This window comes from Rhizobium quercicola (assembly GCF_021168455.1).
Lineage (GTDB): Bacteria > Pseudomonadota > Alphaproteobacteria > Rhizobiales > Rhizobiaceae > Ferranicluibacter > Ferranicluibacter quercicola.
Window position 1 is genome coordinate 56,892 of the sequence record NZ_JAJOZR010000014.1, and the last position, 20,676, is coordinate 77,567.

At 64.9% G+C, this 20,676-nt stretch carries 18 protein-coding genes and 1 pseudogene; 8 read left to right on the forward strand and 11 right to left on the reverse strand.

The genetic code is table 11. The annotated features are described in order from the left end of the window. Positions 1–32: 32 nt before the first annotated feature. The 6 genes and pseudogenes from LRX75_RS19560 (at position 33) to LRX75_RS19580 (ending at position 3,678) form a co-directional block, all read left to right on the forward strand. Positions 33–947: a CHAD domain-containing protein gene (locus LRX75_RS19560; RefSeq protein WP_231816326.1), complete on the forward strand. Its 915-nt coding sequence runs from the start codon at positions 33–35 to the stop codon at positions 945–947. Between the two features lie 55 nt (positions 948–1,002). Then, complete coding sequence (locus tag LRX75_RS19565; RefSeq protein ID WP_231816387.1) at positions 1,003–1,695, forward strand: helix-turn-helix transcriptional regulator; 693 nt, start codon at positions 1,003–1,005, stop codon at positions 1,693–1,695. A gap of 84 nt (positions 1,696–1,779) precedes the next feature. Then, the gene (locus tag LRX75_RS19570) at positions 1,780–2,151 is read left to right on the forward strand and encodes a VOC family protein (protein ID WP_231816327.1); all 372 of its coding nucleotides are present in this window, start codon (positions 1,780–1,782) and stop codon (positions 2,149–2,151) included. 62 nt (positions 2,152–2,213) lie between these two features. Further along, complete coding sequence (gene trhO, locus LRX75_RS19575) at positions 2,214–3,158, forward strand: oxygen-dependent tRNA uridine(34) hydroxylase TrhO (protein ID WP_231816328.1); 945 nt, start codon at positions 2,214–2,216, stop codon at positions 3,156–3,158. 17 nt (positions 3,159–3,175) lie between these two features. Beyond that, a pseudogene (locus tag LRX75_RS23450) lies at positions 3,176–3,481 on the forward strand (BrnT family toxin). Then, on the forward strand, positions 3,478–3,678 hold the full coding sequence (locus LRX75_RS19580) for a hypothetical protein (protein WP_231816329.1): 201 nt from the start codon (positions 3,478–3,480) through the stop codon (positions 3,676–3,678). The pseudogene LRX75_RS23450 and the gene LRX75_RS19580 overlap by 4 nt, the downstream one beginning before the upstream one ends. 21 nt (positions 3,679–3,699) lie before the next feature. On the opposite strand, the gene LRX75_RS19585 is transcribed toward LRX75_RS19580, so the two are convergent. From LRX75_RS19585 to LRX75_RS19635, 11 genes are all read right to left on the reverse strand, one after another. Beyond that, positions 3,700–5,073 (reverse strand): GH1 family beta-glucosidase, encoded by a 1,374-nt coding sequence (locus LRX75_RS19585; protein WP_231816330.1) that lies wholly within the window; start codon positions 5,071–5,073, stop codon positions 3,700–3,702. A 202-nt stretch (positions 5,074–5,275) separates the two neighbouring features. After that, the gene (locus tag LRX75_RS19590) at positions 5,276–6,460 is read right to left on the reverse strand and encodes a Gfo/Idh/MocA family protein (RefSeq protein ID WP_231816331.1); all 1,185 of its coding nucleotides are present in this window, start codon (positions 6,458–6,460) and stop codon (positions 5,276–5,278) included. A gap of 39 nt (positions 6,461–6,499) precedes the next feature. Next, the gene (locus LRX75_RS19595; protein WP_231816332.1) at positions 6,500–7,552 is read right to left on the reverse strand and encodes a sugar phosphate isomerase/epimerase family protein; all 1,053 of its coding nucleotides are present in this window, start codon (positions 7,550–7,552) and stop codon (positions 6,500–6,502) included. A 236-nt stretch (positions 7,553–7,788) separates the two neighbouring features. Next, positions 7,789–8,745 (reverse strand): substrate-binding domain-containing protein, encoded by a 957-nt coding sequence (locus tag LRX75_RS19600; RefSeq protein ID WP_231816333.1) that lies wholly within the window; start codon positions 8,743–8,745, stop codon positions 7,789–7,791. 67 nt (positions 8,746–8,812) lie between these two features. Next, on the reverse strand, positions 8,813–9,817 hold the full coding sequence (locus LRX75_RS19605) for an ABC transporter permease (protein ID WP_231816388.1): 1,005 nt from the start codon (positions 9,815–9,817) through the stop codon (positions 8,813–8,815). An 11-nt stretch (positions 9,818–9,828) separates the two neighbouring features. After that, positions 9,829–11,358: a sugar ABC transporter ATP-binding protein gene (locus LRX75_RS19610; RefSeq protein ID WP_231816334.1), complete on the reverse strand. Its 1,530-nt coding sequence runs from the start codon at positions 11,356–11,358 to the stop codon at positions 9,829–9,831. Positions 11,359–11,687: 329 nt separating this feature from the next. Further along, positions 11,688–12,995 carry a xylose isomerase gene (xylA, locus tag LRX75_RS19615; RefSeq protein WP_231816335.1) on the reverse strand — a complete coding sequence of 436 codons (1,308 nt, stop codon included), beginning with the start codon at positions 12,993–12,995 and terminating at the stop codon, positions 11,688–11,690. A 32-nt stretch (positions 12,996–13,027) separates the two neighbouring features. Continuing rightward, the gene (gene xylB / locus LRX75_RS19620) at positions 13,028–14,479 is read right to left on the reverse strand and encodes a xylulokinase (RefSeq protein ID WP_231816336.1); all 1,452 of its coding nucleotides are present in this window, start codon (positions 14,477–14,479) and stop codon (positions 13,028–13,030) included. Positions 14,480–14,488: 9 nt separating this feature from the next. Further along, positions 14,489–15,565 carry a LacI family DNA-binding transcriptional regulator gene (locus LRX75_RS19625; RefSeq protein ID WP_231816337.1) on the reverse strand — a complete coding sequence of 359 codons (1,077 nt, stop codon included), beginning with the start codon at positions 15,563–15,565 and terminating at the stop codon, positions 14,489–14,491. 126 nt (positions 15,566–15,691) lie between these two features. Further along, positions 15,692–17,317, reverse strand: a complete 1,626-nt coding sequence (locus tag LRX75_RS19630; RefSeq protein ID WP_420851239.1) for a DHA2 family efflux MFS transporter permease subunit — start codon at positions 17,315–17,317, stop codon at positions 15,692–15,694. Positions 17,318–17,445: 128 nt separating this feature from the next. Further along, positions 17,446–18,660: an HlyD family secretion protein gene (locus LRX75_RS19635; protein WP_231816338.1), complete on the reverse strand. Its 1,215-nt coding sequence runs from the start codon at positions 18,658–18,660 to the stop codon at positions 17,446–17,448. Between the two features lie 131 nt (positions 18,661–18,791). Between LRX75_RS19635 and LRX75_RS19640 the strand changes: the two genes are divergently transcribed. Further along, positions 18,792–19,550, forward strand: a complete 759-nt coding sequence (locus LRX75_RS19640) for a TetR/AcrR family transcriptional regulator (protein WP_231816339.1) — start codon at positions 18,792–18,794, stop codon at positions 19,548–19,550. Positions 19,551–19,703: 153 nt separating this feature from the next. Further along, on the forward strand, positions 19,704–20,483 hold the full coding sequence (locus tag LRX75_RS19645; RefSeq protein ID WP_113150105.1) for a TerC family protein: 780 nt from the start codon (positions 19,704–19,706) through the stop codon (positions 20,481–20,483). The last annotated feature ends 193 nt before the right edge of the window (positions 20,484–20,676 follow it).

The window sequence follows — 20,676 nt, forward strand, 5'->3', positions numbered from 1 at the left end:
GGCGGCATCGCGAGAGACAGACAGGAACGATCATGGCCTACCGATTGAAACCCGCAAAACGCTTCACCGGCGAATTCCAGCGCATCGCAGGGCGGGAACTCGACAAGGCCATTGCGGCACTGGAACTGCGCCCGGAGGGAACCTCGCGCGCGATCCATGTCGCGCGCCGCTGCCTGAAGCGCACCCGTGCGCTCTATCGGCTTGCCGCACCCGAAGCGCGCAAATTCTACAAGAGCGAAAACGCCCGCCTGCGGGACGCATCGCGCACCGTTGCCGATCTCCGGGACGCAACCGCCCTGATCGACACCGCGACGATCCTGGCCGAGCGCCTTTCGAAGGAAGCAGGCGCGGGCGAAGACCGGGCCGCAGCCGAGCGCGCGGTCGAGGCGTTGCGCGTTCGCAAGGGCTGGGTTGTGACGGCCGAGGGCGATCTCGACGCGACGATCGATGCGATGATCGCCGAACTGCGCGATGCCAAGGCGGCGGTGAGAATGCGTCGCTTTGCCAATGGCGTCCGCCCGACGGCCTACATGCTGGCCGCGTCCTGGCGCAAGGCGGTGGAACGCGCCCAGCGTGCGCTGGCCGCCAGCCGCGAACAGCCGACGCCGGAACATTTCCACACGCTGCGCAAGCGCACGCAGGACTACCGCTTCTATCATCTTCTGCTGCAAGCGGCCTGGCCCGGCGTCATTCTGGCGCGCGAGCGGCAGGTCAAGGCGCTGATCGACCGCCTCGGCTTCATCCACGATCTCGCAGTCCTGGCGGACACGCTTGCCCGCGAGCCCGAACTCCTGCCGCCGCAGGACATCGCCATCCTGCGCCACGCGATCGGCCTGGAAATGCGCGCGCAGGAGCGACACGCGCTCGGCGAAGGCGATGCGCTTTTCGGCGACATCGCCGGCCGGGAGGCCGAACGCATTGCCATCCTCTGGCTTGCTGCCGCATAGCATTTCAAAGGTCATGCCTGTTGAGAAGCGCACGGCCGCCGGCTATCTCTGCGGCATGTCCCGCTCCGCCCGCCTTCTCGATCTGTTGCAGATCCTGCGCACCCACCGCCGGCCGGTCAGCGGCGCGGCCCTGGCGGAGGCGACCGGGGTCAGCCTGCGCACTCTCTATCGCGATATCGCCACGCTGCAGGCGCAGGGTGCCGACATCACCGGCGAGCCGGGCCTCGGCTACATCCTCCATCCCGGCTTTCTCCTGCCGCCGATCATGCTGTCGAGCGAGGAAATCGAGGCGCTGGTGCTGGGCGCACGCTGGGTCCGCGCCCATACCGACGATCGCCTGAAGCAGTCCGCGGCGCACGCGCTTGCCAAGATCGCTGCCGTTCTCCCGGGCGACCTGCGGCGGGAACTGGAGACTTCCGCCCTCCTCGTCCCCGACACGCGCTGCCGGCAAGGCCCGGAGCGCGATCTCGGCGCTTTTCGCGATGCCATCAAGGCAGGCGTAAAACTCGACATCACCTATCGCGACGAGCGCGCGCAGGAAACACAGCGCCGCATCTGGCCCTTTGCCCTCGGCTATTTCGAAGGGCTGCGCATCCTCGTCGCCTGGTGCGAGCTGCGGGAAGGCTTTCGGCATTTCCGCATCGACCGCATGATCGAGGTCACATCGACGCGGGACATCTACCCCCGTCGCGGCGAGGTGCTTCTGGCCGAATGGCGCCGTGAGAACGGCATCGTCCACGATCTCTGACGACGCATCCCCTGCTGACGGAAACTGACAGGCGCACGGTCTAAACCCGGTTTGCCGGACAATCCGGCCCATCAGGAGACAGCCATGCAACCGACCTACGTTCTTCTCGCCGTCGACAATCCGCTCGCGAGCGCCGCCTTCTACGAGACCATTCTCGGCACGCCGCCGCTGGAAGCACAGACGACCTTCGCCCTTTTCCGCATGAATCCGGCGATCATGCTCGGCCTCTGGTCGACGCATTCGATCCAGCCGCCCGTCGCCGTCGCCCCCGGCAGCGCCGAGCTCTGCTTCGTGCTGGAAAGCGACGAGGCCGTGGATGCCTGCCATGACAGGTGGAGGGCACAGGGTCTGCCGATCCTGCAGGCGCCGGTCGAGGCCGATTTCGGCTACACCTTCACCGCCACCGACCCGGATGGTCATCGCCTGCGCGCGTTCTGCCCGATGCGACAGGGATGACGGCACCGGCCGCCACAGGCGGGTGATTGCGCGCGCGCGCCGAACGCGGTATTTCACCGCCCATGACGAACAGCGCAACGACACTGCCCCCGGAAGCCCAAGGCTCGTTTCTGGTCGCGGCCCTTTACCACTTCGCCCGGCTCCACCGGTTCGTGGATCTGCGCGATCCGTTGCAGGCCGTCTGCGACGAGAACGGGGTAAAGGGCACGCTTCTGCTGGCGCAGGAGGGCGTCAACGGAACGATCGCCGGGACGGACACCGGCATCGCCGCCGTGCTCGCCTTCCTGCGCGCCCAGCCCGAATTCAGGGAGCTGGAGCACAAGGAGAGCCGCGCGGCGGCCATGCCCTTCCTGCGCATGAAGGTGCGGATCAAGAAGGAGATCGTCACCATGGGCGTCGAGGATATCGACCCCCTGACGATCGTCGGCACCTATGTGGAGCCGAAGGACTGGAACGCCTTGATCTCGGACCCCGAAACGCTCGTGATCGACACCCGCAACGATTACGAGACCGCGATCGGCACCTTCCGCGGTGCGCTCGATCCGCAGACGAAGACCTTTCGCGAATTTCCGGACTGGGTGAAGAACAATACCGGCCTGCACAACAAGCCGAAGATCGCCATGTACTGCACCGGCGGCATCCGCTGCGAAAAGGCGACGGCCTTCATGAAAAGCCAGGGCTTCGACGAGGTCTACCATCTCAAGGGCGGCATCCTGAAATATCTGGAGGAAACGCCGCCGCAGGAGAGCCTGTGGGAAGGCGCCTGCTTCGTGTTCGACGATCGCGTTTCGGTGACGCACGGGCTGGGCGAGGGCGAGCATACGCTCTGCCACGCCTGCCGCCAGCCGCTGACGCTGGAAGAGCGCGCCTCACCGGTGCATGAGGAAGGTGTGGCATGCGTTCACTGTCATGACACACGAACCGACGAGGACCGGGAGCGCTACCGGCAGCGGCAGCGCCAGATCGAGCTTGCGAAGAAGCGCGGCTCCAAGCATTTGAGAAGCTGAGGCCGAAAGGGACGTGTATGGCTCCAGTCCGCTTCGAGTTCGATTGGAATCCGGCAAAAGCACAGACCAATCTCCGAAAACATGGTGTATCCTTCGCCGAGGCGCTCACCATTTTCGACGACCCGCGAATGCTCTCGTAGTATGACGAGCAGCATAGCGACAGCGAGGATCGGTGGATCACGATGGGCATGACCCGCTCGCTCCATCTGCTCGTCGTCTGCCACACCTATACGGATTTGGCAGCGGACCGTATTTCGATTAGACTGATTTCGGCACGACGGCCCACGGCGCGCGAACGTTTGCAATATGGGAGCGGACCATGAAGGAAGAGTACGACTTCTCGCATGCCGAGCGCGGAAAATTCCACCGCCGGGGTGCCACGCTTGTGGCCCCCGTCCACCTGGACGACGATGTCATCCACGCACTGTCGCAGGAAGCAGGCCGTCAGGGCGTATCCCTGAGCGATCTGGCAAACCGGCTTCTGAAGCGGGATCTCGATGAGATGCAGCGTACAGGCTGAGCACCGGCTGCCGTTCTCCTCTCAACCCGCTGTGTAATTGCCCTTCGGGAACGCGCTGGCGAGATCCCTGTACCAGAGACCGCTCTTCTTGATGGTGCGGACCTGGGTCTCGTAATCGACATGGACGATGCCGAAGCGCATGCGGTAGCCTTCCGCCCATTCGAAATTGTCCATCAGGCTCCAGGCGAAATAACCCTTCATCGGATAGCCCTCGGCGATCAGGTCGGCCGTAACAGTGAGATGTGCGGCGATGTAGTCGAGCCGCGGCTGGTCGTTCACCTCGCCGTTTTCGACGCCCATATTGTAGCAGGCGCCGTTCTCGGTGATATAGCAATCCGGCAGGTCGTAACGGTCGTTGACGGTGCGGATGAGATCGCCCAGCGCCTGCGGGAAGATCTCCCAGCCGATATCCGTCTTTGCCGCGCTGACGAAGGGCGCCGGCTTGGTGGCGGGAAACTCCGCGCCCTCGGTCGCATCGTCGCTGACGCGCATCGGCGTGTAGTAGTTCACGCCCCACCAGTCGAGCTTCTGGCTGATTACGGCCATGTCGCCGGCCTCGACCTCCGGCATGCGCGCGCCCAGAGCCTCGAGCACGCTGTCGGGATAAGCACCCTTGAAGATCGGGCCGAAGAACACGCCGTTGTGGAAATCGAACGCGCGTTCGGCCGCGGCCTTATCCGCGGCGCTGTCGCTGCCGGGATAGACATGCATGGGATTGATGACGATGCCGACCGGCAGGTTCGCCCGCTCTTCGCGCACGGCGGCAACGCCCAGACCGTGCGCGAGATTGGTCACGTGCATCGCGTGCAGCGCCGCTTCCATGTTCTTTTCGCCCGGCGCGTGGATACCATAGAGATGGCTGAGCCAGACCGAGCACCAGGGCTCGTTGAAGGTCGCGACCGCATCCAGCCGATCGCCGAGACGGGCGATGACGGTGCGGGCATAGCGCTGGAACGCGAACGCCGTGGAGCGCGCGGTCCAGCCGCCGTCCCCGGCCAGCGTCAGCGGCAGGTCCCAGTGATAGAGCGTCGCGAAGGCCTTGATGTTGCGCGCCTTCAGCCCGTCCACCAGCCGGTCGTAGAAATCGAGGCCCGCTTCGTTCACGGGTCCGGTGCCATCGGGAATGATGCGCGGCCAGGCGATGGAGAAGCGATAGGCCTGCACGCCGAGGCTCGCGATCAGATCGAGATCGTCCTCCAGGCGATTGTAATGATCGCAGGCGACATCGCCATTGTGCCGACCGAAGACCCGACCCGGCATGTTGGAAAATGCATCCCAGATCGACGGCTTGCGCCCGTCCGCCTTCGACGCGCCCTCGATCTGGAAGGAGGCCGTGGCCACACCGAACAGGAAATCGCCGGGAAAGCGCGCGGCCAGCGTCTTGGGATCGGTCATCACTCGTGTCCTCTTCAATCGTCGTCTCGGGCGACGCCCTTACCGCTGCCGCGCCGGGAAAGCCAGTGCGGCAAAGCGCGGCAAGCTGGAAAGACTATCCACGCCAACATGAACGGCGGATGACCGCAGACGCAAAGGCAACACGAAAACGCCACCGGACGTCGAACATCCGGTGGCGATCATCCGCAAGCGTGTGGGCGGATCAGACCGAGACCCAGGCGCCGTTCCGCTTGGAGGAGCGCACGCAGGCATCCACGAACAGCATGCCCTTCATCCCGTCATCGATCGTGGGATAGGTGACGGCCGGATCGACCTTGCCGCCGGAGCGCTTTGCCTGGATGGCGCGGGCGGCCTCCGCATAGATCGTCGCAAAGCCTTCGAGATACCCTTCGGGGTGGCCGGACGGGATGCGGGAAACGCGGTTGGCCTCCTCCCGCGCGCCCGCGCCCATGCGGGTCAAGAGCTGCTTCGGCTGGCCGAAGGGAGTGTACCAGAGATAGTTCGGGTCCTTCTGCGTCCATTCGAGCCCGCCCTTGGTGCCGTAGACGCGCACCTGCAGCCCGTTTTCGTGGCCCGGCGCCACCTGGCTGCACCAGAGCAGGCCCTTGGCGCGCACGCCGTCCTTCTCCTTGAAGCGCAGCATCACATGGGCATTGTCGTCGAGCGCACGCCCCTCCACGAAGCTGTCAAGATCGGCGGCGAGTTCGCCGAGCTCCAATCCGGAAACGAAGGCGCCGAGGTTATAGGCATGCGTGCCGATATCCCCGGTCGAGCCACCCGCCCCGGACCGCGCCGGGTCCGTGCGCCACTCCGCCTGCTTGGAGCCCGACTTCTCCACCGCATCCGTCAGCCAGTCCTGCGGATATTCGACCTGAACGAGACGCACCGTGCCGATATCGCCATTTGCGACCATGGCGCGCGCCTGCCGCACCATGGGATAACCGGTGTAATTGTGGGTAAGAATGAACAGCGCCTCGCTCTCGTCGGCAAGCGCCTTCAGCTTGCGGGCGTCGCCGAGTGTCGAGGTCAGCGGCTTGTCGCAGATGACATGGATGCCACGCTTGAGAAACTCCCGCGCCGCCTCGTAATGCACATGGTTCGGCGTGACGATCGCCACGGCCTCGATGCCGTCCTTCAGCTTCGCCTCGCGGATCGCCATCTGCCGATAGTCGGCATAGGTGCGGGCCGGATCGAGCCCGAGTTCGAGGCCCGAGGCCTGCGCCTTTTCCGGCGTCGAGGACAAAGCGCCGGCCACCAGCGTGAACTGGTCGTCGAGACGCGCTGCCATGCGATGCACGGCACCAATGAAGGCACCCTGCCCGCCGCCCACCATTCCGAGCCGGATGCGCGGCTGGCGCGCCTCCGCTGCCTTACCTTCGATGGCCATTCACGTTCTCCGTTTTCGTGTCGCTTTGATCTGCTGTCGTCAGATACCGAGCATGCGCCGGTTGGCGGCCTCGTCCGTGCCGCCGGTGGCGAAATCGTCAAACGCCTTTTCCGTCACGCGGATGATATGGTGCTTTACGAACTCGGCGCCTTCGCGGGCACCATCCTCCGGATGCTTCAGCGCGCATTCCCACTCGACCACGGCCCAGCCGTCGAAATCGTTCGCCGTCATCTTGGAGAACACCGCGCCGAAATCCACCTGCCCGTCGCCCAGCGACCGGAAGCGGCCGGCCCGGTTGACCCAGCTCTGGAACCCGCCATAGACGCCCTGCCGGCCGGTCGGGTTGAACTCGGCATCCTTGACGTGGAACATCCGGATGCGGTCCTTGTAGATGTCGATATTGTCGAGATAGTCGAGGCACTGCAGGATGTAGTGCGACGGATCGTAGAGCATGCAGGCGCGGGCATGGTTGCCGGTGCGCTCCAGAAACATCTCGTAGGTGATGCCGTCATGCAGGTCTTCGCCGGGGTGGATCTCATAGCATATATCGACGCCGCACTCCTCGGCATGGTCGAGGATCGGCTTCCAGCGCTTCGCCAGTTCGTCGAAGGCGGTTTCCACGAGCCCTGCCGGACGCTGCGGCCACGGATAGAGATAGGGCCAGGCAAGCGCGCCGGAGAAGCTCGCCATCGCGTTGAGACCCAGATGCTTCGACGCGGTCAGCGCGAGCTTCACCTGATCGACGGCCCAAGCCTGCCGCGCCTTCGGATTGCCGCGCACCTCCGGTGCTGCAAACCCGTCGAACCCCTCGTCATAGGCCGGGTGCACGGCGACCAGCTGGCCCTGAAGATGCGTCGAAAGCTCTGTGATGACCACGCCGTTGTCGCGCGCCTGGCCCGCCAGATCGTCGCAATAGCCCTTCGACTCCGCCGCCTTTTTCAGGTCGATGAGGCGCGCATCCCATGTGGGCACCTGCACGCCCTTGTAGCCGATATCGGCCGCCCATTTCGTAATGGCATCGAAGGAATTGAACGGGGCCTCATCGCCCGCAAACTGCGCCAGAAACAAGCCCGGCCCCTTGATCGTCTTCATCTTGCAACTCCTCCATCCTGTCGATCGGCCGCAGCGCGGCGATCGTCCTCGGGCAGGCCTCCCGGCCCGCCGTCCTCTTCATCATCCCGCCCGCCTGCAACGTTGCAGCCCGGCGGCACGGTATCACTCTGACATCGGCGCGCAACCCGTTCCGGCCATCGGCCGTGAGACGTTCCGTCCGCGCAGGGCATGAAAAAGCCGCCTGCGGATGTCCGCAGGCGGCCCTCGATCGCTGATCAGAACGGCGAATCCGGGAAATAAAACTTCTCGGCATTCTCCTTGGTCACCAGCGTCGCATCGAGCGTGTAGGTGCCGCTGACGGGGACCTGATCGTAAAGCGCGGACGCCGTCAGTTCCATCGCCGTGCCGACCATGGCCGGGGGATAGAGCACGTCCACCGGGATCATCGTGTCGCCATCCATGACCTTCTTGATCATGTCCTTGGAACCGGCACCGGCGACGACATACTGGATGTCCTTGCGACCGGACTGCTCGATCGCCTGCAGCACGCCCACGGCCATGTCGTCGTCCTGGCACCAGACCACATCGATCTTCTGGTACTTGGTCAGGAAGTCCTGCATCACCTTGAAGGCGTCGTCGCGGTTCCAGTTGCCGAACTGGCGGTCGAGCACCTTGACGTTGGAGCCGGCAATGCCCTTGTCGAAGCCGTCCTGACGCTGCTGGTCGATCGGGATCGGCAGACCGCGGATCACGACGACTTCGGCGTCCGGCGTCTTGCCCGCGATGTACTTGCCGGCGACTTCGCCGAGCGCCGGGTTGTTGCCGGCGACGTAGAGATCGCGGATCGTGTCGTCGTTCACGCTCGGTGCGCGGTCGACGATGGTCACGAACTTGCCCTTGTCCTTGACTTCCCGGATGGCGTTGACCAGCGGATCCGGATCGGACGGCAGGATGACGAGCGCGTCGATGCCCTGCGTGTTGAGGTCCTGCACGGCGTTTGCCTGATTGGCAGCGTCCGGCGATGTCTTGACGATGACATTGAGGCCGGGATGTTCGGCCATCAGAAGCTTCGCCACGCGCTCGGCATGGAACACCACGCCGGACGTCCAGCCGTGGTCGGCGGCCGGGATCGACACGCCGATCGTCTTCGTCTCCTGCGCGAAGGCACCAGATGACAGGGCCGTGCCTGCCAGCGCCATAACGAATGCCAGTCCCAGAATACGTTTTGTCATGTTTCTCTCCTCCCGATGATGCGGGCTTCTGGGCATTGGCTCGGGCGCCCGCAAACCCTTATCCCGTTCACGGCCGCCGGATCAGGAACCTCTGGACCAGCATGGCGATGATGATGATGGCGCCCTGGATCGCGCTCAGCAGATATTCGCTGACCACGTTCGACAGGAGCATGATGTTGCCGACGATCTCCAGAATGAACGCGCCGCAGATCGTTCCCCAGATGCGCCCGACGCCGCCGCGCAGCGCCGTGCCGCCGACCACCACGGCGGTGATCGCCTGCAGCTCCCAGAGGATGCCCGTGGTCGCCGATGTGGATCCGAGCCGGGGCACGTAGATGAGAACCGCGATGGCGACGCAGACGCCCTGGATGACATAGGCGATGGTGCGGACGCGGTTGACCTTGATGCCGGAATAGCGCGCGACGTCCTCGTTCGAGCCGACGGCGACGACATGGCGACCGTAGCGCGTGCGATAGAGCACGAAGGCTCCGATGGCGGCCGTGACGAAGATCACGACGATCGGCACGGGAACACCGAGGATGGTGCCGAAATAGGCCGGACGATAGAGCGACTGGACGGCGGGATCGCGCAGCGTGATGGCCCCGCCCTGCGAGAGCCATGTCGTCAGCCCGCGATAGATGCCCATGGCGCCGAGCGTCGCGATGAACGGCTCGATCCGCCCGACGGTGGTTACCAGACCGTTGGCGAGCCCGCAGGCCGCCCCCACCAGAAGGGCGATGCCGACCCCCGCCAGAAGCGTCATGCCGGGACTGCCCGCCGCACCGCTGTTCAAAAGCAGGATCATCACGCTCGCGACGAAGGCGACCATGGCCCCGACGGAGAGATCGAGCCCGCCGGACGAAATGACGAAGGTGGCGCCGACGGCGATGACAGCGATGAAGGCACTGCGCGCGAGCACATTGGTCAGGTTGTCGATGCTGAGGAAATTCGGATGCGCGAAGGCGCCGAGCACCAGCAGCAGCGCCAGAGCGATGAAGGGCGCGACGGCCCCGAGGTCGATATTGCGAATGGATCGTGCCGGCTTTGCGCTGTCTGCAGTCATATTAGTCATTGTCCCCCGCGTCACGCGGCCTCCCCAGAAACGCCCCCGGACACCCCCGTGGCGAGCACGACGATATCGTCTTCCGTCATCAGCTCGCCCGAAACCTCGCCGACGATGCGGCCCGACCGCATGACGACGATCCGGTCGCAGATGCCGATCAGTTCCGGCATTTCCGAGGAGACGACGATGATGGACCGGCCCTCCTCGGCCAGACGGGCGATGAACGCGTAGATCTGCTCTTTGGTGCCGATATCGATGCCGCGCGTCGGCTCGTCGATGATGACGATCTGCGGATCGAGCATCATCATCTTGGCGATCAGCAGCTTTTGCTGGTTGCCGCCGGACAGCTGGCCCGCAAGGAGGTCCTTGCGACCGGTTCGGATATCGAAATCCTTGATCGCCGTATCGAGCGCCGCATGCTCCTTCTTGCGATCCACCTGAAAGCCGCGCACGAAGCGGCCGAGCGATGCGAGCGTCAGGTTGACGCGCAGATCCTTGGTCAGCAGCAGCCCCTTGCCCTTGCGGTCCTCCGAGAGATAGACGATGCCGGCCTTGAGGCTGGCATGCACGTCGCGAAACTGCACCGGGCGGCCGCGCAGCATGACGGTGCCATGCGCCGGGCGCAGACCGACCATACCCTCCATCAGCTCCGTCCGCCCCGCGCCGACGAGACCGGCAAAGCCGAGGATCTCCCCCTTGCCGAGCCGGAACGTGGCATTCGTCGCATAGCCGGGCACGGACAGGCCGGACACCTCAAGCACCGCCTCGCGCGAGGCGACGGAGACGCGATCCGGATACAGCTTGGCGACGTCGCGCCCGACCATGAGCCGCGCCATGTCGGCGGGCTGCAACGTATCGGCCGGATGCGTGGCGACGGTGCGGCCGTCGCGCAGCACGGTCACCGTATCGGCGATATCCTTCACCTCCGGCAGGCGGTGGGAAATGTAGAGCACGGCGACCCCGCGGTCGCGGATGTGCCGGATGACCTGCAGAAGCGCTGCGGTCTCGTGCGGCGTGAGAGACGCGGTGGGCTCGTCGAAAATGACGACGCGGTGAGGCACCAGCAACACGCGGGCGATCTGCACGAGCTGGCGCTGCGCGATCGACAGCCGGGCAACGATCGTGCGGGGATCGATATCGGCACCCAGCGCACGGACCGCGTCGCGCGCGCCCTCGTTCATCGCCTTGTCGTCGAGCGTCAGTCCACGGATCTTTTCACGGCCGAGATAGATGTTCTGCGCGACGGTGAGATCGGGCGCGAGCAGGATTTCCTGGTGCACCAGCACGATGCCGCGTGCCTCCGCATCGACAGGCCCGGACAGCGTCACCGGCTGGCCGTCGATCAGGATCTCTCCTCGCGTCGGCGGAAGATTGCCGGCGATGAGCTTCATCAGCGTCGATTTTCCGGCGCCGTTCTCGCCGATGATCGCATGCACCTTGCCAGCCTCGATCGTGAGATCGATGCCCTTCAGTACCTCGACGATACCGAATGTCTTCGACAGTCCCCTTGTCTCCAGCAGGGGCGAGAGGGAAACAGCGGCGCCGCTCATGCAGCGCTCCGCATCGCGAACGCCCGATGCGACCTGCGGCATCCGGAACAGAAACGCAAAAATACAGATCGGCGCGCTGACGGGTGTCCGCCGCAAGCGCCAAAAGGTGCTGTCGAAATCACGCTGAATCTCCTCCGAAATCGAAGCTAGCGCAATTGATGAGGTACGTAAAGCAGCTTTGTTCGTCTGATCACGGAGAGGTGTTCGCCTCTCTCTAAGATATTGTTAAAGTACGATGAACCTGAAAAATGGGGTTTGCGGCGCATGAAAAACACATCCGGCGCGTTCGCGTCCACGAACGCGCCGGATGTGGGTCATGTCTCGGTCATCTAGACGTAGCGGTTGACCACGTTCTCCAGATATTCCTGCCGGCCGGAGCGCGGCTGCGGATTGAGGTCGGTCGCCTCCACATGGGCTGCAAGGTCCTCGAGCGACATGGATGTCAGCCGCTTGCGGCCGTCTTCCGTGCTCCAGCCCGCATAACGCGCATCCAGCGGTCCGGACAGAGCCTTGTCCTCGATCATCTTCGCCGCCGCCTTCAGGCCGCGGGCGCAGCAATCCATGCCGCCGATGTGGCCGATGAGAAGGTCTTCGGCATCCAGCGACTGCCGGCGCAGCTTGGCGTCGAAATTGGTGCCGCCCGTGGTGAAGCCACCACCGGCCAGAACCTGATAATAGGCGAGCGCCATTTCCGGAACATTGTTCGGGAACTGGTCGGTATCCCAGCCGGACTGGTAGTCGTTGCGGTTCATGTCGATCGAGCCGAACAGGCCGAGCGCATTGGCGAGTGCCAGCTCGTGCTCGAACGAATGACCGGCCAGAATGGCATGGCCCTGTTCGATGTTGAGCTTCACCTCGTTCTCGAGCCCGTAGGACTTGAGGAAGCCGTAGACGGTCGCGACGTCGTAGTCGTACTGGTGCTTGGTCGGCTCCTGCGGCTTCGGCTCGATCAGGATCGCGCCCTTGAAGCCGATCTTGTGCTTGTACTCCACCACCATGTTCACGAAGCGGCCGAGCTGGTCGAGCTCCTGCTTCAGATTGGTGTTGAGCAGCGTCTCATAGCCTTCGCGCCCGCCCCAGAGCACATAGTTCTCGCCGCCGAGCTTGACGGTCGCGTCCATGCAGGTCTTGACCGTCGCGGCCGCGAAAGCGAACACATCAGGATCCGGATTGGTGGCCGCACCCGACATATAGCGGCGATGCGAGAAGAGGTTCGCGGTGCCCCAGAGCAACTTGACGCCAGTCTGCTGCTGTTTGCCGGCGAAGTAATCGACGATCTCGTTCAGGTTCTTCGTGTTTTCGGCAAAGCTCTTGCCCTCCGGCCGCACGTCCGCATCGTGGAAGCAGTAATAGGGCACGCCCAGCAGGTCGAAGAATTCGAACGCGACGTCGGCCTTCAGCTTCGCCGCCGCCATGCTGTCTTCGAACCAGGGTCGCTCGAAGGTCTGCCCGCCGAAGGGATCGCCGCCCGGCCAGACGAAGGTGTGCCAATAGGCAACGGCAAAGCGCAGATGGTCTTCCATCCGCTTGCCCATGACCACCTCGTTCGGGTCGTAGTGACGGAAAGCCAGCGGGTAGGTGCTGTCGGGCCCTTCGAAGCGGATCTTCTGGATATCCTTGAAATAACCGGTGCTCATAATGTCTCCTCCAATGATGTCTGTGTTTTGGATCAGTAGGCGGCGCGGATGGCCGGGTAGAGCCGGCCATAGCGCTGATAGGCATCCTCGTAAGCCTCGCGCAGCGAAGCGACAGGCTCGACCGTGTGCGCGGTCTCGGGCGGCGTGAAGACGGACAGCGGATCGGCACCGGTGGCCGCGACGAGGCCGAGACGGGCAGCCCCGAAGGCCGCGCCGAAATCGCCATCGGCCGGCACGTCGACCGGCAGGTCGAGCGCGGTCGCGATCGACGACAGCCAATAGGCCGAGCGCGATCCGCCACCGATCGCGGTCACCCGGTGCAGCTGCGTTCCCGCATGTTTCAGGGCCTCGAGGCTGTCGCGGATGGCGAAGGACACGCCTTCCAGCACGGCCTGCGTCAGCACGGCCCGGCTGCTTTCATGGCCAAGGCCGAGGAAGGCGCCGCGGATGGCCGCGTCGTTGTGCGGCGTGCGCTCGCCGGAGAGATAGGGAAGGAAGGTGACGCCGGTCGGCGCCTGCAGCGTGCTCCCCAGCTCCTGCGTCAGCTCGGAGGCGCTGCGGCCGGTGACGCCCGCATGCCAGTTCAGCGCATCGGTCGCCGACAGGATGACGCCCATCTGATGCCATGTTTCGGGCAGCGCATGGCAGAAGGCGTGGACCGCACTTTCCGGATTGGGCAGGTAGCGGGCATTCGCCGCAAAGAGCACGCCGGAGGTGCCGAGCGAGACGAAAGCATGGCCCTCGCCGATGGTGCCCATGCCGCAGGCAGATGCCGCATTGTCGCCGGCACCGCCCGCCACGACGACCCCCGCGCCCATGCCCCAACCGGCGGCGAGATCGGATTTCAGCATGCCCCCAGGCGCCGTTCCCTCGACCAGCGACGGCATCTGCCGTTCGCTGAGCCCCGTTGCCGCAAGCAGGCTTTCCGACCAGGCGCGCTTGCCCGTATCCAGCCAGGACGTGCCGGCGGAATCCGACATTTCCGAGATGTGCTCGCCCGTCAGCCAGAGACGCAGATAGTCCTTCGGCAGCAGCACCCAGCGCACCTTGGCAAACACGTCCGGCTCGTTCTTCGCCACCCAGGCGAGCTTCGGTGCGGTGAAGCCGGGGAACACGATGTTGCCGGTGATGGCGCGAAACTGCGGATCGGCATCGAGCGCCGCGGCCTCGGCATGAGAGCGCGTGTCGTTCCAGAGAATGCAGGGGCGCAGCACGGCGTCACTCTCGTCGAGCAGCGTCGCGCCGTGCATGTGCCCGGACAGGCCGATGCCGCGCACGGCGGCAAGCTCGGCGGGATGGGATGCCTTCAGGCCGGCGATGGCCTCCTGCGTGGCGCGGACCCAGTCTGCCGGATCCTGCTCGGACCAGCCGGGATGCGGGCGCAGGACGTCGCAGGCGCCGGTCGCCGAACCGATAATGCGCTGCGCGCCGTCGATAAGCAGCGCCTTGACGCCGGACGTGCCGAGATCGATGCCGAGATACATGGAATGCTCCTAGTTTGCGCCACTGGCGGCGCCGGATGGGCGAAGGGACAGACCGTCCGCGTCGTCTGCGAAGGGCAGGTTGTCCTTGAGAAAGATATCGATGCGGATGCGCTCCTGCGCCTCGACCGCGGGAATGCCGTCCGCCTTGGCCTTGAGAACGCGGATGGCGCTGCGCACCTCGTGGCCGGCATCCTGGTTGAGCACGGCATCGATCAGGTCGCCTTCGAGGGCAGCGCGGGTATGGGGCGTCAGCTCATGCGCGATGACGGCGCGGGGGCGCGGCCGGTTATGACGCTGCAGGGCGGCGATGAGGCCGCGATTGCCGGCGCCCAGACTATAGATGCCCGCGACATCCGGGTAACGCGCCAGAAGATCGGCGATCAGCCGCTCCGTTGCCGCCGGGTCGTCCTGCCCTTCGAGCACCGGCAGCAACCGGCAGGTGCCGGACAGCGCGGCGCGGAATCCGTCGAGCCTGTCGCGGTGGTCGCGCACCAGCATGGAGCCGGCGAGCACGGCAATCGTGGCACGCTCCTGCCCGACGAAGCGGCGCATCAGGCTGCCGGCCGTGCGCCCGGCCGCGTGGTTGTCGATACCGGCGAAATGGTCGCGGCAGGAGGGTCCGAGGTCGGACACCAGCGTCACCAGGGGGATGCCGGACGCCTGCACGCGCAGCGCGGCCTCCACCACGTCGGGCGCATCCACGGCCACGACCGCGATTCCGGCCGGCTCGGCCGCGATCGCCGCGTCGAGCGCTCGGGCGACCGCCGCCCCGTCGAACGGGGGAACGATGACGAGCGAGATCGCCACGCGGTCGGCGGACGGTCGTGCCATGGCCTCGCGCACGTGCCGCTCCAGCCCGCGCATGAACGAGTTGTCGCCGGAAGGAAGAATGAAGGTGAAGGGATAGACCCGGCCCTTGGCAAGGTTCGCGGCGGCCATGTCGCGGACGAACCCGATGGCCGCGATGGCGGCCTCGACCCGCATGCGGGTCGCCGCCTTCACGCCCGGCCGCCGGTTCAGAACCCGGTCGACCGTGGCCAGGCTGACGCCCGCCTCTGCAGCGATATCGTGAACGGTCGGTCGCATGACTCCTCCGGAAACGAGGTCTAGAGGAATTCTTGATGTACGTAAATCAGAAATTATCGCGCCCTATCGGCAAAACGAAAAACACCGGCATTCATGCCGGCGTCGATCACAGAGAATAGGCGTCTGTCAGTGCCCGCCCCCGGCACTGGGCGCCACGGGCTTCGGCTTCTGGATGACGAGGACGCAGAAGATCAGCGCACCAAACAGGCCCGTCAGCAGCACGAAGATATCGGCGAACGACAGGATGGACGCCTGCCGCTGGACGATGCCGGCAAGCTGCTTCATGGCGATCGTCGCGCCGTCCATCCCGTGGGCATTGTAGTTTCCGGCGATCTGGTTCAGCTGCTCCATCGCCTCCGGGTTGCTCCAGGTCACATGCTCGGAGAGCTGGGCGTAATGCACGTCCTGCCGCCGCGTGAGGATCGTGTTGATCGCCGCTAGGCCCACCGCGCCGCCGAGATTTCGCGTGAGGTTGAACACGCCGGACGCGCCGCGGATTCTGTCGGGCGACAGCGTGCCCAGCGCCACGTTGTTGATCGGCACCATGCACATCATCATGCCGAATCCGCGCAGGATCTGCGGGACGAGGAGTTCGTAGAAGTCCCAGTCCGTGGTGATGTTGGTCATGATGTAGGTGCCGCTGGAAAACGAGGCGAAGCCGATGACCATCAGCACACGCGGATCGAACTTGCCCGAGAGAATGCCGGCGATCGGCGCCGTACAGAACATGGCGACGCCCGAGACGAACATGGTCTCGCCGATCATCAGCGAATCGTAATGCCGGATCTGCCCGAGATAGAGCGGATAGAGATAGGTGAGCCCGTAGAGCCCGATGCCCATGATGAAGGAGAAGAGTGAGCCGAAGGCGAAGTTCCGGTTGGAGAAGGCACGCAGGTCCACCACTGGGAAATCGACCGTGAACACCCGGTAGAAGAACACAACGGCCGCGACGACGCAGGCGACGGCGCCCATCACGATATGCCCGTCGCTGAACCAGTCGTTCGTGTTGCCCTCTTCCAGCACATATTCGAGGCATCCGAGAAACACGCCCATGGAGAGAAGGCCCCACCAGTCGAATTTCTTGACGAGGCTGAGCTCCGGCTTGTCGAAGTCGATGTAGTTCCAGGTGACGATCGCCACCACGATGCCCGGGGGAATGTTGACGAGGAAGAGCCAGTGCCAGGAGAAGGCATGGCTGAGATAGCCGCCGACGGTCGGCCCGATGGTGGGCGCCAGCGTGGCGATGAGGCCGATGATCGGCGAGACGATGTTGCGCTTGGACGGCGGGAAGATGGTGAAGGCTGCGGCGAAGACCGACGGGATCATGCCGCCGCCGATGAAGCCTTGCAGTGCGCGATAGATGATCATCTGGTCGATGTTCGTGGCGGTGGCCGCGAGAGCGCTGGCGATCGTGAAGCCGGCCGCCGAGCAGGCAAAGAGAACGCGGGTTGAGACGATGCGCGCCAGCGTGCCCGAGAGCGGGATCATGATGACTTCGGCGATGAGATAGGCCGTCTGCACCCAGCCGATCTCGTCGGAACCGGCCGAGATCCCGGCCTGGATCTCGGCGAGCGATGCGGAGACGATCTGGATGTCGAGGATCGACATGAACATGCCGACCACCATCGCGAAGAAGGCGATCAGCCTGCGCGGGTCCATCTTCTCGTCCACGCCGGCTTTGGAACCCGCGCCGGAGCCCGCCGTCATCGCGCCAGGCCGCCCGCCGGCGGTCGCAGTTGCACTCGCAGCCATGGGCTTGCTCCCGTGCGAACGCCGCCGCCTCTCGAAAGGCCTGCGGAACGCTCGATATCGTCAGAAAGGAATCGTCCCGGGCGGCGGGGCGGAGCCGCTGTCGCCCGGGAGGCAGAGAAAACGCGATGTTATCGCGCGGCAGCCGTGTCGGTCGTCTGCGGCGCCGTGCGCGTGTCCACGTCCACGACGACGCTGAGGCCCGCCTGCAGGCGACCGCTGTCGAGCACGTTCTGCGGCAGGGCGATGCGCACCGGCACGCGCTGGATGACCTTGGTGAAGTTGCCGGTGGCGTTCTCCGGCGGCAGCAACGAGAAGACCGAGCCTGATGCCGGCGCGATGGACTCGACGGTCGCCTCGATCGGCTTGTCGTCATAGGCGTCCACATGCACCATGACCTTGGACCCCGGCACGAGACCGGCAATCTGCGTCTCCTTGAAGTTCGCATCGATATAGAGCTTGTTCACGGGAACGAGTGCTGCAAGTCGCTGGCCGGCCGAGACGAGGTCGCCATCCTGAACCGCGAGATTGCCGACGACGCCATCATACGGAGCCTTCAGCACCGTGAAGGCAAGATCGCGCTCGGCCTTGTCGCGCGACAGTTCCAGCGATCGGATCGTGCTTTCCGCCTCGGCGCGCTGGGCCTGCAGCACGGAGACATTGGCCGCCGCCGCCGCAATCGTCGCATCGGCTGCGAGCACGTTGGCGCGTGCCTGGTCGAGCGCCACATTGGCGCTGTCGAGGGAAGCGACCGAACCCACGGCCTTCGACTGGAGGTCGCTTGCACGCTTCTGCGTGATCTCGGCCCCGCGCACGGTCGCTTCCAACGCGGTCTTCTGTGCCCGGGCCTGCAGCAGGCTCGCCTGGGAACCGGCGATCTGCGCATCGAACCGCGCCAGAGACAGTTTTTCGGTTTCGATCTGGGCCTGCGCCTGATCGGCGGCGATCCGGTAATCGCCATTGTCGAGCGTGACGAGCGGATCGCCTGCCTTCACCCGCTGGTTGGCGACGACGTTGACCGCCTCGACATAGCCGGAGACCTTCGGCGCGATCGAGGTCAGGTCGCCCTCGATATAGGCGTCGTCGGTCGAGATCATGAAGCGGCCGTTGGTCCACCACTCGTAGCCGAACCATCCGGCCGCGCCGAGAACGGCAAGGCCGATGATGGGCACGACCAGACGGCGGCGCTTCGGCTGCTTTTCCGGTGCGTCCGGAGCCGGTGCGGCAATGGGCGCGACGGCGGCAGGCTTGTCCTCGGCCCGGGCCGTGGCCGCACCCTCTGCCGTGTCGAAATCCTCACCCACCGGACGCACATGCGCTGCCGATGTCTTGCTGGAACCTGCCATGGTCGACGTCCCCGGAAATAGTAAGAAAAGCAAACTGAACCGCTCAGTTCGATTTGACATAGGCAAGTCCTTCCCGCATATCAAGCGAAATCGAACCGCGCGGTTCGAAAAGTTAACAGAGGGAGAATGCGATGCCTGCGCTGCAGCGAGCCGATGCCCGAGCGACCGCGATCGAGGACACCACGGTCGAGGACGAGGCGCCCGCGACCGAGGCGACGCAGCACGGCGTTTCGCGGAATCCCGCTCCGGCGGATACGGCAACGGGGGGCCGGCGGGCGGCGGGCGAGGACCCGGTCAAGCGCGAGCAGATCATCGACGGCGCCAAGCGCGTCTTCATGGCCGTCGGCTTCGATGCCGCCAGCATGAACGACATCACCCGCGAGGCGGGCGTCTCCAAGGGCACGATCTACGTCTATTTCGACGGCAAGGAAGATCTGTTCGCGGCCATGATCGAGCGCGAGCGCGCGAAAGTGGTGGCCAGCATGAAGCATGTCCTGCAGAGCAATCACGGGCCCATCGACGCCGTCCTGCAGGATTTCGGCGTGACCTTCGTCACGCATATGTGCGCCGACAAGACGGTGCGCGGCATGAAGATGGTGCTGAGCGTCAGCGAGCGCATGCCGGCCCTCTGCCACCGTTTCTTCTCGGCCTCTCCCGAAAACGGCTACACGATCCTGCGGGCCTATCTGGAGGACAAGATCGCCGAGGGACTGCTGGCGATCGAGGACACGGATCTCGCCTCAAGGCAGTTCATCGAGCTCTGCATGCCCGGCCTTTTCAAGCGCCGTCTGTTCGGCTGGCTGCCCGTTCCGCCGGACGCGGACGAGATCGACCGGACGGTGCGATCCGCCATTGCGATGTTCCTGACGTTCTACATCGCGAAAAAGTGAAAGAACGTGACGCCGGGACGGGTTCGGCGCGCGGCGGGCGACTTGTCGCGTCACGATTTGCCTTTACATGGGGAGCGTTGAACGCCTGCAGCCGCAGGCACCCCGCACCAGCCTCTCACTGAGGCCACCCCTATCGAGGAAGGACCCGCCCCGATGCAGGATATCCTGCTGCTCATGCAAGACCCAGCCGCCTGGATCGCGCTCATCACGCTTGTTGTCATGGAGGTCGTGCTCGGCATCGACAACCTGATCTTCATCTCCATTCTGACGAACAAGCTGCCCCCGGAGCATCGCGACAGGGCCCGCAAGATCGGTATCGGCCTGGCTCTCATCATGCGCCTCGGCCTGCTCTTTGCCATTGCATGGATCGTCAAGCTCGATTCCGATCTGTTCACGATCGCCGGCATGGGCTTCTCCGGCAAGGACCTGATCCTGATCGCCGGCGGTATCTTCCTCGTCTGGAAGGCCACGAAGGAAATCCACCACTCGGTCGACGTCCAGGACCACAAGGAAGACCTCGTCGGCGCCGGCAAGAACGTCGTGAAGATGACCTTCGGCGCGGCGATCGGCCAGATCCTCGTGCTCGACCTCGTCTTCTCGATCGACAGCATCATCACCGCGGTCGGCATGACGCCGCACGTGCCGATCATGTTCATCGCCGTCATCACGGCCGTCACCGTCATGCTGGTGGCCGCGACGCCGCTCGCCAACTTCATCGAGAAGAACCCGACCATCGTCATGCTGGCCCTCGCCTTCCTGCTGATGATCGGCGGAACGCTGATCGTCGAAGGCTTCGGCGTTCATGTTCCCAAGGGCTACATCTACGCCGCCATGGCCTTTTCGGCCGGCGTCGAGGCGCTCAACATGTTCTCGCGCCGCAAGCGTGAGCGGGAGCGCGCCGCCAACGGCGGCGTCACGCCGACGCAGCATTGATCGCCTGAACGAAAGGGTCCGGCCGCAAGGCCGGGCCCTTTCGCTTTGCCTAGACCCGCCGCACACCGCCTCCGCCTTGACGCGCGCCGGGGAATATGGTCTCACGCCCGCGATTGAAGATGCCCGGCCGCCCGCACGCCGCGTGGCCGCGCGTCTCCGCCTTTGAGGGCTCGGGCCGGTGCGGCGGCGCTTG

Coding starts and splice junctions, on each gene's coding strand:
- LRX75_RS19560 (WP_231816326.1), top strand. CDS start 33: ATGGCCTACCGATTGAAACCCGCAAAACGCTTCACCGGCGAATTCCAG.
- LRX75_RS19565 (WP_231816387.1), top strand. CDS start 1,003: ATGTCCCGCTCCGCCCGCCTTCTCGATCTGTTGCAGATCCTGCGCACC.
- LRX75_RS19570 (WP_231816327.1), top strand. CDS start 1,780: ATGCAACCGACCTACGTTCTTCTCGCCGTCGACAATCCGCTCGCGAGC.
- trhO (WP_231816328.1), top strand. CDS start 2,214: ATGACGAACAGCGCAACGACACTGCCCCCGGAAGCCCAAGGCTCGTTT.
- LRX75_RS19580 (WP_231816329.1), top strand. CDS start 3,478: ATGAAGGAAGAGTACGACTTCTCGCATGCCGAGCGCGGAAAATTCCAC.
- LRX75_RS19585 (WP_231816330.1), bottom strand. CDS start 5,073: ATGACCGATCCCAAGACGCTGGCCGCGCGCTTTCCCGGCGATTTCCTG.
- LRX75_RS19590 (WP_231816331.1), bottom strand. CDS start 6,460: ATGGCCATCGAAGGTAAGGCAGCGGAGGCGCGCCAGCCGCGCATCCGG.
- LRX75_RS19595 (WP_231816332.1), bottom strand. CDS start 7,552: ATGAAGACGATCAAGGGGCCGGGCTTGTTTCTGGCGCAGTTTGCGGGC.
- LRX75_RS19600 (WP_231816333.1), bottom strand. CDS start 8,745: ATGACAAAACGTATTCTGGGACTGGCATTCGTTATGGCGCTGGCAGGC.
- LRX75_RS19605 (WP_231816388.1), bottom strand. CDS start 9,817: ATGACTAATATGACTGCAGACAGCGCAAAGCCGGCACGATCCATTCGC.
- LRX75_RS19610 (WP_231816334.1), bottom strand. CDS start 11,358: ATGAGCGGCGCCGCTGTTTCCCTCTCGCCCCTGCTGGAGACAAGGGGA.
- xylA (WP_231816335.1), bottom strand. CDS start 12,995: ATGAGCACCGGTTATTTCAAGGATATCCAGAAGATCCGCTTCGAAGGG.
- xylB (WP_231816336.1), bottom strand. CDS start 14,479: ATGTATCTCGGCATCGATCTCGGCACGTCCGGCGTCAAGGCGCTGCTT.
- LRX75_RS19625 (WP_231816337.1), bottom strand. CDS start 15,565: ATGCGACCGACCGTTCACGATATCGCTGCAGAGGCGGGCGTCAGCCTG.
- LRX75_RS19630 (WP_420851239.1), bottom strand. CDS start 17,317: ATGGCTGCGAGTGCAACTGCGACCGCCGGCGGGCGGCCTGGCGCGATG.
- LRX75_RS19635 (WP_231816338.1), bottom strand. CDS start 18,660: ATGGCAGGTTCCAGCAAGACATCGGCAGCGCATGTGCGTCCGGTGGGT.
- LRX75_RS19640 (WP_231816339.1), top strand. CDS start 18,792: ATGCCTGCGCTGCAGCGAGCCGATGCCCGAGCGACCGCGATCGAGGAC.
- LRX75_RS19645 (WP_113150105.1), top strand. CDS start 19,704: ATGCAGGATATCCTGCTGCTCATGCAAGACCCAGCCGCCTGGATCGCG.